This is a genomic window from Marinimicrobium locisalis (assembly GCF_039822625.1).
In the GTDB taxonomy this organism is placed as follows: Bacteria; Pseudomonadota; Gammaproteobacteria; order Pseudomonadales; family Cellvibrionaceae; genus Marinimicrobium; species Marinimicrobium locisalis.
This window is the reverse complement of record NZ_JBDLLG010000003.1, coordinates 1-13550: the sequence shown is the minus strand read 5'-3', so window position 1 is coordinate 13550 and position 13550 is coordinate 1. Positions and strand designations below refer to the sequence as shown.

The 13550-nt window shown below is 56.1% G+C and carries 16 protein-coding genes; 7 read left to right on the top strand and 9 right to left on the bottom strand.

Going from position 1 to position 13550, the window contains the following annotated elements:
• The first annotated feature begins 370 nt into the window (after positions 1-370).
• On the top strand, positions 371-2314 hold the full coding sequence (locus AAE514_RS03030) for a choice-of-anchor I family protein (protein WP_347330030.1): 1944 nt from the start codon (positions 371-373) through the stop codon (positions 2312-2314).
• A 99-nt stretch (positions 2315-2413) separates the two neighbouring features.
• Here the strand turns inward: AAE514_RS03030 and AAE514_RS03025 are convergent, their stop codons facing one another.
• The 5 genes from AAE514_RS03025 to AAE514_RS03005 form a co-directional block, all read right to left on the bottom strand.
• Positions 2414-2962, bottom strand: a complete 549-nt coding sequence (locus tag AAE514_RS03025) for a DUF2058 domain-containing protein (protein WP_347330029.1) — start codon at positions 2960-2962, stop codon at positions 2414-2416.
• 75 nt (positions 2963-3037) lie between these two features.
• On the bottom strand, positions 3038-4633 hold the full coding sequence (locus AAE514_RS03020; RefSeq protein WP_347330028.1) for a methyl-accepting chemotaxis protein: 1596 nt from the start codon (positions 4631-4633) through the stop codon (positions 3038-3040).
• Positions 4634-4933: 300 nt separating this feature from the next.
• On the bottom strand, positions 4934-5545 hold the full coding sequence (locus tag AAE514_RS03015; RefSeq protein WP_347330027.1) for a DNA-3-methyladenine glycosylase I: 612 nt from the start codon (positions 5543-5545) through the stop codon (positions 4934-4936).
• 25 nt (positions 5546-5570) lie between these two features.
• Positions 5571-5858 (bottom strand): YciI family protein, encoded by a 288-nt coding sequence (locus AAE514_RS03010; protein WP_347330026.1) that lies wholly within the window; start codon positions 5856-5858, stop codon positions 5571-5573.
• Positions 5859-5898: 40 nt separating this feature from the next.
• Positions 5899-6477 (bottom strand): TetR/AcrR family transcriptional regulator, encoded by a 579-nt coding sequence (locus tag AAE514_RS03005; RefSeq protein WP_347330025.1) that lies wholly within the window; start codon positions 6475-6477, stop codon positions 5899-5901.
• A gap of 183 nt (positions 6478-6660) precedes the next feature.
• Here AAE514_RS03005 and AAE514_RS03000 point away from each other — a divergent pair, with 183 nt between their 5' ends.
• Positions 6661-6942, top strand: coding sequence for a peptidylprolyl isomerase (locus AAE514_RS03000; RefSeq protein WP_027328242.1), 282 nt, complete (start codon positions 6661-6663; stop codon positions 6940-6942).
• 90 nt (positions 6943-7032) lie between these two features.
• On the opposite strand, the gene AAE514_RS02995 is transcribed toward AAE514_RS03000, so the two are convergent.
• The gene (locus AAE514_RS02995; RefSeq protein WP_347330024.1) at positions 7033-7314 is read right to left on the bottom strand and encodes a DUF503 domain-containing protein; all 282 of its coding nucleotides are present in this window, start codon (positions 7312-7314) and stop codon (positions 7033-7035) included.
• Positions 7315-7385: 71 nt separating this feature from the next.
• Positions 7386-8975: a glycoside hydrolase family 43 protein gene (locus AAE514_RS02990; RefSeq protein WP_347330023.1), complete on the bottom strand. Its 1590-nt coding sequence runs from the start codon at positions 8973-8975 to the stop codon at positions 7386-7388.
• Between the two features lie 497 nt (positions 8976-9472).
• Here AAE514_RS02990 and AAE514_RS02985 point away from each other — a divergent pair, with 497 nt between their 5' ends.
• The 3 genes from AAE514_RS02985 to AAE514_RS02975 are packed head-to-tail and all read left to right on the top strand — an operon-like array spanning position 9473 to position 11126.
• Positions 9473-9781: a hypothetical protein gene (locus tag AAE514_RS02985; protein WP_347330022.1), complete on the top strand. Its 309-nt coding sequence runs from the start codon at positions 9473-9475 to the stop codon at positions 9779-9781.
• A 13-nt stretch (positions 9782-9794) separates the two neighbouring features.
• The gene (locus AAE514_RS02980) at positions 9795-10559 is read left to right on the top strand and encodes a hypothetical protein (RefSeq protein WP_347330021.1); all 765 of its coding nucleotides are present in this window, start codon (positions 9795-9797) and stop codon (positions 10557-10559) included.
• Between the two features lie 42 nt (positions 10560-10601).
• Entirely contained in the window at positions 10602-11126 is a 525-nt protein-coding gene (locus tag AAE514_RS02975) for a hypothetical protein (RefSeq protein ID WP_347330020.1), read from the top strand.
• A 130-nt stretch (positions 11127-11256) separates the two neighbouring features.
• Here AAE514_RS02975 and AAE514_RS18550 read toward each other — a convergent pair whose 3' ends face one another.
• Positions 11257-11637, bottom strand: coding sequence for a DoxX family protein (locus AAE514_RS18550; protein ID WP_430623873.1), 381 nt, complete (start codon positions 11635-11637; stop codon positions 11257-11259).
• A gap of 147 nt (positions 11638-11784) precedes the next feature.
• Between AAE514_RS18550 and AAE514_RS02970 the strand changes: the two genes are divergently transcribed.
• Positions 11785-12381, top strand: coding sequence for a hypothetical protein (locus AAE514_RS02970; RefSeq protein WP_347330019.1), 597 nt, complete (start codon positions 11785-11787; stop codon positions 12379-12381).
• Positions 12382-12383: 2 nt separating this feature from the next.
• Complete coding sequence (locus AAE514_RS02965; protein ID WP_347330018.1) at positions 12384-12695, top strand: winged helix-turn-helix domain-containing protein; 312 nt, start codon at positions 12384-12386, stop codon at positions 12693-12695.
• Positions 12696-12753: 58 nt separating this feature from the next.
• Here AAE514_RS02965 and AAE514_RS02960 read toward each other — a convergent pair whose 3' ends face one another.
• The gene (locus tag AAE514_RS02960) at positions 12754-13173 is read right to left on the bottom strand and encodes a hypothetical protein (protein ID WP_347330017.1); all 420 of its coding nucleotides are present in this window, start codon (positions 13171-13173) and stop codon (positions 12754-12756) included.
• Positions 13174-13550: the final 377 nt, after the last annotated feature.

Here is a 13550-nt window from a genome sequence, read left to right as displayed (position 1 = left end):
GGCCCCCTCTCACAACCGAACCTGCCGCAAAGAAGCGGTACACAGAGGCTTTTGGGCACCGGCTGGCGTTTGGCTAAACAGGCCAGGGCTATCACAAGGAGTGTGCCGTTCGTGACCGGCGCGATGCCCTCCAGGCTGCTTCCACCGAAGCGCGCGGTTGTAGTCCCACCACCAGAAGCCACCAGCGCCGCTGCGGTTGCCCCTTGCAGCCATTGCTGGCTCTGGGCGTCACGGTTCGCCATCGCTATCAATGAAGCTCGATAGGTTTTGTCGTCAAACCGTCACAGAAGCTACACGGCCCTGTCACAACAGGGCTCTAGCCTCGGTGCCCAAACGTTGATTTCGATACGCGAAACCGAGAGGAAGCATAATGATGCCGAGCTGGCTAAGACTGTTAGTGGCACTGTGCCTGGCGGCCTTGCTCGTCGCCTGTGGCAGTGACGAAGACGAAAACGAGGTGGGGGATCGCCCGGGGCGCGAGCAACCGGCGGATGATGATTCCGATAACGAGGAAACCGATAGGGTGGAGGATGACCAAGATGCGACGCCTTCCAGCCTCTCGCTGAGTCTCATTGGCCGCTATGCCACCGGTCAGTTTGATGAGTCGGCGGCCGAAGTGACCGCCTTTGATGCCGGAACCCAGCGCGCCTTTGTGGTCAACGCCCGGGCGGGCGCGGTGGACGTGCTCGATTTGAGTGACCCCACTCGACCCACGAAAGTCGGTACCATTGAAACCACCGGTATTGAGGAAGGCTCAGTGGTGAACAGCGTTGCCGTCCATGGGAGTTTGGTGGCGGTGGCGGTAGAGGCCCCGGTCAAAACCGGTAACGGTTATGTGGCCCTTCACGATGCCGAGAGCCTGGAGCGTATCACCTACGTAGAAGTGGGTGCCCAACCGGACATGGTGACCTTCACCCCGGATGGCCAGTACCTACTGGCAGCCAACGAAGGCGAGCCCAGCGATGACTACCGCGTTGATCCGGAAGGTTCCGTTAGCATTCTGACCCTCGTCGACCTGGAAAACATTCGCATTCGCACCGCCGACTTCCAGTCCTTCAATGAGCGCAAAGAGGCGCTTAGGGCCAGCGGTGTTCGCCTATTCGGGCCCAACGCCTCCGTCGCTCAGGATCTGGAGCCTGAGTACATCACCGTATCCGAGGACAGTAGCCTGGCGTTCGTCTCGTTGCAGGAGAATAACGCCCTGGCTCGTATCGACGTGGCCGCCGCCACCGTCACCGATGTGTTCCCGCTGGGGTATCGAAACCACGGGCGGGAAGATCAAATGTATGGCGGCGGTCGTGGCCTGGATGTCAGTGATAAGGACGATGAAATCAACATCACTACCTGGCCAGGCCTTTGGGGCACGTACCATCCCGATGCGATTGCCAGCTATAGCGCCGGTGGCCAAACTTATATCGTGACTGCCAATGAAGGCGATGCCCGTGCCTGGGGTGAAGACACCCAGGCCTACTGGGACGGCGACACCTCTCAAGGCTTTGTTGAGGAAATCCGGGTTAAACATCTGGTGCATCCGGACGGCTTCGCCCGTCGTGTGGGTGAGGACATGCCCGCCCATCTGGCGGCCATGGCCAGCGGCGCGCTGCTCAACCCAGAGGCCTTTGGCTACTGCGGCGCCACCGCTGGGGATGCGGGCGATTGCCGCGAGGATGAGAACCTTGGGCGTCTGAATGTAACTTGGACCCACGGTTACCGTGTGGGCGAGTCCGGCGAGCCGGTGATGTTTAACGCTCAGGGTGAGGAAGACCCGGAAGGCGACCGCCTCATGTACGACCGGCTTTATACCTTCGGAACCCGTGACTTCGCCATCTGGAATGCCGAGGGTGAGTTGGTGTGGGAAGCGAGGGATAGCGTCGAACAGTACCTTGCCAGCGAAGCGTGCAGGGCCGGTTCAAGGCGCAACATTCCCTGCGCGGACTACTTCAACTCCGGCCATGACGATGGCGACGATTTCGATAGCCGCAGCGATGCCAAGGGCCCCGAGCCGGAAGGCGTGAGCATCGGCCATATCGGAGGGAACGTTTTCGCGTTTGTTAGCCTGGAGCGAATGGGCGGCATTATGGTGTACGACGTGACCGACCCGAACAGCGCCCAGTTTGTTGATTACTACAACTCCCGCGACAACTGGGTGGACAACCCGGCAGAGAATCTGGAGGCGGCGGGCGACTTGGGGCCCGAAGGTTCCACATTTATTGCCGCCGAGGACTCACCCAACGGCGAGCCCCTGTTGATAGTGGGCAACGAAGTCAGCGGCACCACCGCTGTCTACCAGGTTAACCTGGAATTCGAAGAATAAAATCGCACAACCATAACGGATGGGGGTGTTTGCCCCAGGCGCCAGGGACGGTGCCGTTTTCCCTTCTCTACCCGCCCCTTATTGGCATCAGCCTTGGGCTCACCACATCAAATCGTCGGGGATCACGTAGTCCTTGTAGGGGTCATCCTCGTCCACGCTGTCGTCGGGTTTCTGATTGGCCACCACAATATAGCCCGGATCGCGCTCGGCAATCTTGTCGGAGACTACTTTGGGAATCAGTTCGTAGTTCTCGCCGGCGCGTACCACGACCAACTGCCCGCGAATGATTTGGCGTTGGACCTGGGGGCTGACCAGCAACTTTTTGATTTTGGTGCCATCGGTAAAGTTGTACTCCACTTCCCCTTCGCCACTGCCTCGCTTGGTCTGCCGGTGGGTGTCGATCAGCTGGCGAATCTGCGCTTCAATGGCTTTCTTGTCCGCCGCCGCCTGGCGCTCGCGGTTCAGCGCCCGGTCCCGCTCGGCTTTGTCCGCCCGGGCGGCCTGGGCCGACTGGCGAATCTCCGCATGGGGGTCTTCACCGGTGTGGCGCGCCTGTTTCTTTTGCTTGCGCTGCTCTTTCTTGACCTGTTTGGCCTTTTTGTCGTCCACCAGGCCGGCTTTCTGCAGTTGGTCCTGTAGGGAAGGCATAATCGTTACCGTTTGGGTTGTGCTCGTGGGCTCTCATTATGCCAGCTCGGCGCGCACCGCGAAACGGCGGGTTACTCACACCTTCAACGCGGCCAGTTGGGTCCCCAGCTCCTGTGTGTCTGTTTGTAGGTGGCGGGCCGAGTCTCGCAGCTCCGCGCTGGTGCGCGTGCTCTCGCCAGCGCCTCGGGAGATATTGGTAATGTTCTGATCAATCTCCTGAGACACCTGGGACTGTTGCTGAGCGGCCGTGGCGATCAAGGTGCTCATCTCCTGGATACGGTCGATGGCCGAGAGGACGTTTTCCAGGGCCCGATTGGCTTCACTGATCTGTTCGGAGCTGCTCTGGGCCTTTTCGGTGCTCGATGCCATCGAAGTCACCGCGCGTCTGGATTGTGTCTGCAAGCGCTCGATAATCTCCTGAATATCCGCTGTGGACTGCTGAGTTCGTTGGGCCAGCGTCCGCACCTCGTCGGCCACCACGGCAAAACCGCGCCCCTGTTCCCCGGCGCGTGCCGCTTCAATGGCGGCATTGAGCGCAAGCAGGTTGGTTTGCTCCGCGATGCCGGTAATGACGGTCAAAACCTTGTCAATTTCCTGGCTGTTGCGATCTAGCTCCTGCATGATACTCACCGTGTCAGCCATGGTGGTATTGAGCTCATCAAAGGTGCGATGCGCATCGCGCACCACGGTATGGGTTAGGCCGATCTCTCGGTTCGCCTCATCAGCTTGGGTGGCGGCATCGGAAGCATGGCTGGCGACCTCCCCCACGCTGGCCGACATCTCGTTCATGGCCGAGGCGGCCTGCTCGAGCTCGCGGCTTTGGGTGTGACTGCTTTGCTCGGTGTTCGCCGCGGCCTGCTCCAGCGTCCCCATCTGTGTGACGATGGTGCCCGACAGTTGCTGAATGCCTCGCGTCAGGTCACCCACCTGCTGAATCACCGCGTTATACGCCGAGAACATCTGGCCCACTTCGTTGTCGCTGCTCTCCACTTCAATGGGGGTGGAGAAGTCGCCATCGGACATTAGGTTCAGGCGTTCTCTCAGCAAGCCGATTTGTTGCATGAGCCAGCTCAAGCCGAAGAAATGGCTAATGAGGGCAATGGCGGTGATAGCCAGGCTGAGCCCAAGGACAACGCTCTGTTGCTGCTTGACGTTGGCGTTGGCAGCCTCAGCCATTTGACCCACCGTTCGGTTCATCGCCTGAAACGATTGTTCACTCTGTTGATTGAGTTCCTCCAGCAGGGCGCCATTGCCCGAGTTGATATAGTCGAAAACCAGCGTTTTGTACCGGTTCCACTCGTTAGAAACCGCCCCTAAAGCTTCACGGATCTCTGGGGTCTCCGGCGGCTGAATGCCTTCACTGTCATTGCCGCTGAGTAAGCTCTGGTGGGATTGCTCAAAGAGCTCGATGGTGGCGTTTAGCTTGGAGGCATCCAATGCCCCTTGCTCAGTGAGCATCGCCTCCTTTGCGAGGCGCTGGATCAACATGCGTTGGCGACCGGCCACATCCACCGTCTCGGCCGTGGCGCTTAATGACAGGTACGATACCGCCGAGGCGGACAGTGCCAGGGCGATAATGAGGAAAAAGGACACCGAGAACTGGGCATTGATGGATTTGAAGCCCAGGGTGCGCATTAGCGCATTCAAGGCGAAGGCAAACTGGGTGCGCATGCTGAAGAACCACCATGGATGACAATAAAAACAACGGGAGTGTCGAGTCGGAGCCGACCTTACTAAAGGGTATCGTCACGAGCGCCCTGATCTTGAGCGCTGTGTCCTGATGGTGAAGTTTAGTCTGCGAGAGCTCGCCGCCGCCTTGACGCAGGTCAAGCGCTTTAAAATGATTTTGACGTCACATGAAAGAAGGGCCTCCCCAGGCTTTGGGGCATGGGTCCGCGCCCGCCCACCGTGCGGCCACCGAGGGGAGCTGAACCGTCAAAAGGGGCGCAATACATCGCCTTCGCCCTTATCTCAGGCGGCCGGGCGTTTAAACCGCTGGCGCGCCTTATCAATATCCACTCTCATACAGCACTCGTGGGCGTGATCATTCACCAACCCCATGGACTGCATAAAGGCATAGACAGTGGTGGGCCCGACAAACTTCCAGCCCCGTTTTTTCAAGTCCTTTGACAAAGCCACCGACTCGGGCGACGTGCTGACGGTTTGTGGATCCACATCGGCCGGCGCCGTGGGCTCAAAGCGCCAAATGTAGGCCGCAAGCGACCCCTCCTCGGCAATTAGTTCCCGAGCCCGCTTGGCGTTATTGATCACCGCTTCAATCTTCCCCCGGTGCCGAACAATGCCGGCATCCTTAAGTAGGCGGCTGACATCGCGCTCGGTAAATCGAGCGACCTTGTTAAAATCAAACCCGTGAAAGGCGGCCCGAAAGTTCTCCCGCTTGGCCAAAATCGTGCGCCAGCTAAGGCCGCACTGAAAGCTCTCCAGGCACAACTTTTCGAACAGGCGCCGATCATCGTCTATGGGAAAGCCCCATTCGGCGTCGTGGTATTCAATCATCTGGGGCAGCTCTTCGCACCATAGGCAGCGTGGCTTGCCGTCGGGGCCGGGAATGGTTTTAGTCACTGTTTGTCTCCTTGTAAAAATGCGGTCAGGGCATCAAAAAAGCCAGTTCCTGGCTCACCTTGGATGGAGTGATCTCCAGTATCTCTGGGGCGACCACGTCTTCTTTCACAAAGGGGTCCTGGCCCAACCGCTCCTCAAGCGCCTCTCTGGAAATATTGTGTGCGAGTACCGTCCCTCCCTGCTTGGGCTGCAAGCTTCCGGCCAAAATAAAAACGCCGTCATCGAAGCCACGTTGGAGCCAACTGTTGTGGCCCTGCATGAACTCACTCGCTTGAGACTTGTTGCTGGAAAATTTCAGTAGTACAACAAACATCGAATATCCCTCCTTTGGTGGTTCCGGTGTGGGGGTTGGTTTATGAAGCCGCCGCTTCGGTGTAGTGGGCTAGCCAGTCGCACATGGTTTTCACTTCCTGTTCGACAAATGGCTGATCGTGAAAGGCGTTGGCCAGGGTAGCTACCCCTTGGCTGCGGGCCAGCAGGTGCATGGCCAAATCGTCGGCATCTTGTGTTCTTCCAAGCTGGACAAACTGCTGTCGAAGCCAGGCTCGAAACAGGGTAAACAGCTGGTTGGCATCGGCTTGGGATGGGTGGCCGAGCTTGGCCAGCTCTGAGCACAAGGTCCCCACGGGGCAGCCGTAGCGCAGGATCTTGGCTTGATTGACGATCAAAATATGGATAAAGCTGCGAATACGGTCCTCGGGCCGGTCGCCCTCCGCCTCCCACAACGACAACATCTGGCGGGTATGCCCCAAGCGCGCCTGAATTACCGCATCGAGAATCTCGTCCTTGGTTTTAAAGTGGTAGTAAAAATTGCCGCGGGATATCTGAACCTCTCGGGCAATATCCGCAAAAGAGGTGTGCTCGTAGCCCTGCCGGTAGAACAGGCGGTCGGCGGCTTCGACAATGTCATCACGTTTGGTGGAGCGAGCCATGAGATTGCGTCTTGTGTGTCGCCCGATTCTACAAGGGCGCTTGGGCTTCGGAAGTTCGCTGGTAAATATAGGACAATCGTCCTAGAGCGTCAAGTGCCCGCTCCGACTGGATCTGAAATGTGATACCGATTATTGTATGCGCTTCATTTGACACCCATGAACTCACGAACGAGAGCCACGACTATGCCTCAAGCAGCTGCACGCCATATCCTGGTCGACAACGAAAACACCTGTAATGAGCTGAAAGCCAAAATTGAAGCGGGCGAAGATTTCGCCAAGCTGGCGCAGGACCACTCCAAGTGCCCCTCGGGCCGCAGTGGCGGTGACCTGGGTACCTTCGGCCCAGGCCAAATGGTGCCCGAGTTCGACAAAGTCGTTTTCAGCGCACCGGTCAACGAAGTCCAGGGCCCGGTTAAAACCCAGTTTGGCTACCACCTGTTGGAAGTGACCCAGCGCCAGGACTAAAAACCTACACGACCAATCCGGTATCCGGGTTGGTCGTGGGGCACGGACTGGCGCGCCATCCCCGCTAGAGGTAGCCTGCCATTCCAGCCCTCACAGAAACTCTCTGTTAACCTCCAAGACGCGCCCATCCACGGAGCGTTCGAGCCTGTTTTCGATATCGCTACACAGCGACTCCACATCCCTTCGCGACAAACCCGTCACCACAAACGACCACTCGCTCGCCTCGTGACGGTCGCGCTCCCCGCTTTCGCAGACCGCAATCGAGGGGTTTCTACCCAGCCGCTCGTGCAGCCCGCCCATGCGCTGGCGCTTCTCCTTGAGCGAGCCGCAGCCGGGGAGGGAAACGTTGCAGGTCAGAATGGCAATATGCATGGTCCACCTCTTTGAAGGCATAGGGTTCGTTTCAGGGGCGCCGCTTCGCGCTAACTCGCCACCGAAGCACTCTATTGCTTCAGCCGTGGTCCTTCGACGATTGGCTGCGGAGGGGCTATTCTAAAATAGTCGAAATCCACCGTTCCGCCCTGGGTTTCGGTCGCAAAGTTAAACAAGCCAAATCGGTAACCCATAAAGTGCGGAAGGGTGTAGCTCATTTTGAGCGGTTCGCCAATGGGAGTCCATTGCTCGCCGTCGAGGCTGTAGAAAAATTGGGCCCGATCTTTTTGCTTTCGAAAGTCGGCTTCCGCTTTCAAATAGAGAATGCTCTGCTCCACTGAATGACTCGCCAGCTCCCGGGAGGCGTCTCCTTCCTTTTCCGCGCTGACCATCACGACGGAGCGCTGGCCATTTTCCTGTTTCACGCCGACATACCCATAGTGTTTTTGTAGCAAAAGAAGGCCTGCTACATCACCATCGCGCAGGCCGCTCACATCCAGCTTGGTGTGCACATGACTCTTGGGGCCAAAGGTTCGTTGGGTGAGGGTATTGCGGGTTTGTAGGACACTATCCACGAGGCGATGGTTGGTCAGGCGTAGATGACCGGGGCGGTCGGTCAGGGACCAGCCTTCTTGGTGCGGGTTGTGGTTCCATTGCCAGGCGAGGGGCAGCGTCGGTGTACTGAAATCGTCGGACTGGACGAGTCCCGACACGTTGCTGTTTTCCACCGGTACATTCAACCGATCGGGCACGGTGCCATTCTCACCCAGAACAGGCCAGCCATCCTGCCAATGAACCGGCACCAGGTAGGGAATTCGGCCCACCGCGCCCCTGTCGCCAAAGAGCATGGCGTACCAATCACCTGAAGGGGTTTGCACCAACCCGCCCTGGGCGATTCCCTCATCTTGCAAGGCCACCCGTCCCTCGTAGGGGCCGGTCAATTTCTCCGCTCTGTGAATCACCACGGTGCGCATGTCATCCTGCGGCCAAGTGATATTAAAGAGGTAATAATAGCCGTTGACCTTATAAAGCTGGGAGCCTTCCGCGGGCAGCATAATGTCATCGCCCGCCACGGCGCCGGCATCAGGAATGATTACCTTATTGATGCCGCCTTCTTTAATGCCGCTCAGGTCGTCTTCCAGCTCCACCAGGCGAATATCGCCGCTGCCGTAGACCATATAAACGCGGCCCTCTTCAAAGAACAGAGTGTGATCGTGCAGCACGGGTTCAAACGATTGTTCCCGCCAGTTGCTCTTGGTCACATCCTCGGTGCTGAAAATATGGGTCTTACCAGACGTATCGGAAAAAGTGGATACATAGAACCGCCCCTCATGGTACCGCAAGCTGCTTGCCCAGGAACCTTTGCCGTAGGCATTCTGCCCCCGCTGCAAGTTCATGGCTTCGTTGTCCACCAGTGTGTCGTAGGCGTAACTGGCGAGCTCCCAGTTGACCAGATCGTCCGATTTCATAATCGGCAAACCCGGGCTCATGTGCATGGTGGTGCTACTCATGTAATAGGTATTTTCCACCCGTATGACCGATACATCCGGCACATCCGCCCAGATAATGGGGTTTCGGGCCTGTGGGCCCCCAGGGGTCACGCAACCGCCCAGCGCGGCAGCGGTAAGGATAGCGAAGCTCGCTAGCATTAACTTTTGCATTATTCTTGCGCTCCATAGTGTCTAAGCCGTTATCCGATTGCGCTAGACGTCAGGGTTATTTTCTGAATATTGGTTTGGTTGAATATACTGGCCGCGCCTGTTTAGGGAAGCTCTGATTTTTTGAGTACACATCAAGTTGTGTAGCGATTAATCAGAGTTTCCTTAACAGCTCTTTAGGGTAAGGTTGCATTCGGAACTCCCTATTGTCGTTTGTTAGCGCTTACATACCGTGCAGCTGCCGCTACTTATTGTTGGATGCCCCGATTTTGCACGATTTTTCCACTAAAGCCAATGCGGTTGCCGCCGGTTGGGTCCATACGACGAGGCTTTCGGGTGCTGAGGTGTTCGTTCGGGGTTCTCAGGAGTACCTCGGCGATCTTTCGTGGCCCTGTAGCCTGTGAGCAATTGCTCTATGTCGGGGTAGTTGTCGCCTGATTCTCTTCTGAATATTGGTTTGGTTGGATATACTGGCCGCGCCTATTCGATAGAGACTTTTTATGCTTGAGAGCGTCGATGAGCATGGTTTTGAAGGCGAGCTGAAAAGAAAATACAGCGATTTTGACGGCTTCCCTAGCAAGGCTCGCCTGGCCTTGTTTGATTTGATATTTAATCTTGGAATGACCGAGCTCAATAACAACTGGCCGAACTTCAATGCCGCAGTAAAAGCGAAGGACTGGCAGAAAGCCGCAGACAGCTCAAATCGAAAATCCCCCATATCTGATGCGCGCAACAAATACGTTAAGGACCTACTGGAAGCGTGCGTGGATGATTCTAAGAAAGCCGTTGGTGCGGGTAACTCAAAGTAATAGGATCATTTCTATGTTTTCTGTTAAAGGCAAAGGCATTGTTCCGGTGGTGTTTATAGCACTTTTTATATCTTTATTGGGGGGCTGTTCGGGGGGTAAAGCTACAGAGAAAAGAGCGTACACCGTCTCCTGGTACTCCGGCTTTAAAATGCCGGAGCTATTGGCTGAAGACGTGAATGTTGAACGGAGAGGGGAACTATCCGGGCTGTTAAGCAAAGAGTGGTATGCTCCCGTTGACATAATCAATACCCGCGGCGAAGAAGAGGGGACCGTTTCAAGTTGCGAAGAGTACTTTCAAGAAGTTACGCCAGAAACCCGTACTTTACGTGAGCATGAGATGAATGCCTTTGTGGAGCTGGCTATCATGTGTCGGGCGACGAAATTGCTGAGTAGCGCAGATAACCCTCGTACCTCCTATATTCCAGAGTCTATTCTCAACGCCTCGAGTCCGGACCAGCTCCCGCCGGAGCTGGCGCTCGAAACGTCGGAAACGGAATCCGACAAGAACCGCAACGATCCAACGGTTCAGTATTGGGGGGATATCAATAAAATTCGTAAGCTAGACGCTATTTCTCCACACGTTGTAGATTTTTATACGACGGGAGGGGTGCAGCGATTGGAGCCGGTCGGTCGTGGGGATTTTGACGGCGACGGTGTGGAGGATGTTCTAATTTCTTCGCGGGATTCCGTGGATGGAGGAAGCTATCAGCATCTGCGGCTTTTCGTTCTGTCAGTTGACGCAGAGGGAGACTGGCAGATAATTAAAAGCTACCAGTAAATCGGTGATATGCTGAAGACTGCCTTTTCTGCGTGCATCCTTATGCTCTCGAGTGCGGCTTGGGCGCATGAAGACAGCGGTGTCGATTGCTCTTATTCTGACCAAGTCACCCCCGGCCTGGAGCTGCCCGTTTCTGGCCAGGTGATCAGTGAAAGCAGAGAGCGTGACAAGGACAGCGGTGAACACCTTGTAAAGCGAGAGTTGAGGCTCGAAAGCGGAGATTCGGTATACATCGAGCAGAAATACTGCACGATGTATAACTTGACGGTGGTTTATCGTTTAACCGAAGTCAACGATTCCAGCTTCGAGAAAGGGCTGGGCGTCATCCATAGTGTTATTACGAGTGTGGACCAGGACTATCAGCTAAAATCGCCGCTTGAGGACATCGTCAATATGACAATGAACCAGCGGGACCTGACGCTGGATGAATCCTTCGAGTATGGGCTGCCCCTGCAGGCGGCCCGGTCCTCGGATAATGTTGAGCATACCATCGGTTTTGAGCGGCTTCCGGAAGGCAATGAGTTTGTGGCGGAAATTCAGTTCTATCTGGGGGTTGGTGGCTTGTAGAGTGCCGTGTAAGAACTGAATGGATGCGTTTTCGCCATCTTTGAGCCCTTGCGCGGGACAGAGGGCGCTCTAGAAGCGGATTATGTCATTAAAACGCCCCGTCGATGACTCAAGAGGTTCCGGCGGTTACTCAGGCAGAGGGCCTCATGGCGCCCACGGAGGGCCTGAGGTTAAGAACTGAATAGCGGCCGTCCCCGAGCAGTGATTGTACCCCGGCAAGTACTGACAGAAGCAGTGGGTATTCCCAACCTCCCCCCTCATTGGTGAAAAGCCAGCCGTTGCCGGTGTACGCCCATGTTGCCCCCAGTAGCACCGGGATCATCGCCAACGCGAACCACCGCGTGTGAATGCCTAGAAGGATCGCGATGCCCGCAGTCGCCTCCCCAGCGATCAGGCAAGAGCGGGGATTGAGTCCGTACTTCCTTTTCAACCCAGGAAGACGTCTAACCTGTGGCTGCTGACGCACCCAGACCTTCGAAGCGTCGAGCGCATACGCTTGGTAATGCAACATCTTGCGGCCGAGCTTGAAAGCGACCCGGAGTTGTAGGTGGCCTGCAACTCGCTACGTAAAGCAATAAAAAACACTTGACTCCGAATAGAATGAAAAGTACTTTGTTTTACAAAGCAAACGTAAACCGACTGCATAGGACGCTTGACCATGAAAAATGACGCTAAAACCGACCTCGCCTATATCCGTGAGCTAATGCTCGATACCCGCCGTGCCGCCTGTCTTAGCGGTGGCTACTTTATTGTCTGGGGCATTGCCGTGGGCGCCGCGTTGCTGGTGACTTGGTTGCAGATCACCCAAGGCTGGACTCAGACGCCTTTTATCACCTGGACGGCGTGTTTTGTGCTGGGCAGTGTGGGGAACTTCTATCTGGTTCGGCAGGATATGCGTGAGCCGGTTCAGGCACCCGCCGGCCGGTTGATCGGTATGGTGTGGCTGGCAGTGGGGGTAACGCAATTGATACTGTTTTTTGCGGGTCTGGGCACGGGAGCGATTCCCGGGCAGCATATGCCGGCGCTTTTTTCCTCGTTAATTGGAACGGGTGTGTTTTTGACCGGCGTGCTCGCCGGTTACCCCTGGCTACGTAACCTGGCTTTCGGCTGGTGGCTTGGATCGTTAGTGATGTTTGTGTGGCCGGGCATGTATGTGCTGCTGTTGATGAGTCTCATGCTGTTGGTATTGTATGTGGTGCCCGGCACCGTACTGATAAGGATGAAACAACGCCAGCAAGTGGCAGCGGGAGTGTGACGGTGTCGGATTTTGATCATACCCAGTTGGATGACTTGATTCACTCGCGCATCCGGCTGGCTGTGATGGCGGTACTGGCGGGGGTGGAAAAGGCGGAATTCACCTTTATTCGCGACCAGATCAAGGCCACCGACGGCAACCTGAGTACCCACTTGAGGAAGCTAGAGGGCAAAGAGTACATCACTATCAGTAAGAGATTTGAAGGGCGAAAGCCGGTCACCGAAGTCGCACTGACGGCGTTGGGGCGGGAGGCTTTTTTAGCCTACTTAAACCATTTGGAAAGCATGTTGGGAGCGACGGGCCTCAAGGGTTGAGGCATGTCACTCCTCGTTGACTGAAATATGGTAGAGCGCCGAGTAAGCGTCAGTAAAGCTACTGGCGAATTCGAGTAATGTTGACTCGGTAAGCGCCGATGTTGTCTTCCAGTCGCCGATCATTTACCGAAAAGCTAACTTCTTCCGGGTAGGGAAGGTTCAGGGTGCCGTGGCTTCCGAGCAGACTCCAACTGCTATCGCCGACCTTGACGACCAAGGCGCCGGTGGGTGCGCCGGGTACGAGACAGTTGTAGGTATTGCATGTAGTTCCATTTCCCGAGGGAGAGGAAACGGGAAAGTCAGGGTTCTCTGCCCACAGGGTGGCTTGGCCAGAAGCGGTGACGGCGTATTCATAGCCGCTCGTTAGCTCTACCGTTTTGGGGCTATTGGTGGCCAGCTCGAACGTATAACTGTAGGACGGGGCAGTTGATAGGATTTCGTACTGTACTGCGGCGCGCAAGGCTTCGCCGTCATCCATGTGTGATACCGCCTCCAGTTGGACTGGCCCCGAGCCAAGCGCTGCGCCACTAAGGTTCTTGCACTGAATGTAGGAAAACCCTTTTTCAGTTCTGCTGGCCGACGAACAACGCTCGGCCAGTGCAGGAGCGGGAATACCATTCAATACGAGCTCCAAGTGTTGAATACGAGCGCCAGGTGTTTGCGCAATAAAGGTCAAATCAAATTGATTTTTATCAAGATAGGTTCCAGAGGCAGGGAATACTTTCAGGTCCGAACTGTTTGCATGCGTTGCCAACGCAAGCGCGGTCACCAAAAAGCCATATTTAAAAATGCGGCTCTTCGTAAATTCCTGTGGAAATCCAGTATAATTTCGGCCTAAACGTAGAGACTATTTCG

Coding starts and splice junctions, on each gene's coding strand:
- AAE514_RS02995 (WP_347330024.1), bottom strand. CDS start 7,314: ATGCATATTGCCATTCTGACCTGCAACGTTTCCCTCCCCGGCTGCGGC.
- AAE514_RS03030 (WP_347330030.1), top strand. CDS start 371: ATGATGCCGAGCTGGCTAAGACTGTTAGTGGCACTGTGCCTGGCGGCC.
- AAE514_RS03005 (WP_347330025.1), bottom strand. CDS start 6,477: ATGGCTCGCTCCACCAAACGTGATGACATTGTCGAAGCCGCCGACCGC.
- AAE514_RS18550 (WP_430623873.1), bottom strand. CDS start 11,637: ATGTTGCATTACCAAGCGTATGCGCTCGACGCTTCGAAGGTCTGGGTG.
- AAE514_RS02975 (WP_347330020.1), top strand. CDS start 10,602: ATGCTCTCGAGTGCGGCTTGGGCGCATGAAGACAGCGGTGTCGATTGC.
- AAE514_RS03000 (WP_027328242.1), top strand. CDS start 6,661: ATGCCTCAAGCAGCTGCACGCCATATCCTGGTCGACAACGAAAACACC.
- AAE514_RS03020 (WP_347330028.1), bottom strand. CDS start 4,633: ATGCGCACCCAGTTTGCCTTCGCCTTGAATGCGCTAATGCGCACCCTG.
- AAE514_RS02960 (WP_347330017.1), bottom strand. CDS start 13,173: ATGGATGACGGCGAAGCCTTGCGCGCCGCAGTACAGTACGAAATCCTA.
- AAE514_RS03025 (WP_347330029.1), bottom strand. CDS start 2,962: ATGCCTTCCCTACAGGACCAACTGCAGAAAGCCGGCCTGGTGGACGAC.
- AAE514_RS02970 (WP_347330019.1), top strand. CDS start 11,785: ATGAAAAATGACGCTAAAACCGACCTCGCCTATATCCGTGAGCTAATG.
- AAE514_RS03010 (WP_347330026.1), bottom strand. CDS start 5,858: ATGTTTGTTGTACTACTGAAATTTTCCAGCAACAAGTCTCAAGCGAGT.
- AAE514_RS02990 (WP_347330023.1), bottom strand. CDS start 8,975: ATGCAAAAGTTAATGCTAGCGAGCTTCGCTATCCTTACCGCTGCCGCG.
- AAE514_RS02985 (WP_347330022.1), top strand. CDS start 9,473: ATGCTTGAGAGCGTCGATGAGCATGGTTTTGAAGGCGAGCTGAAAAGA.
- AAE514_RS02980 (WP_347330021.1), top strand. CDS start 9,795: ATGTTTTCTGTTAAAGGCAAAGGCATTGTTCCGGTGGTGTTTATAGCA.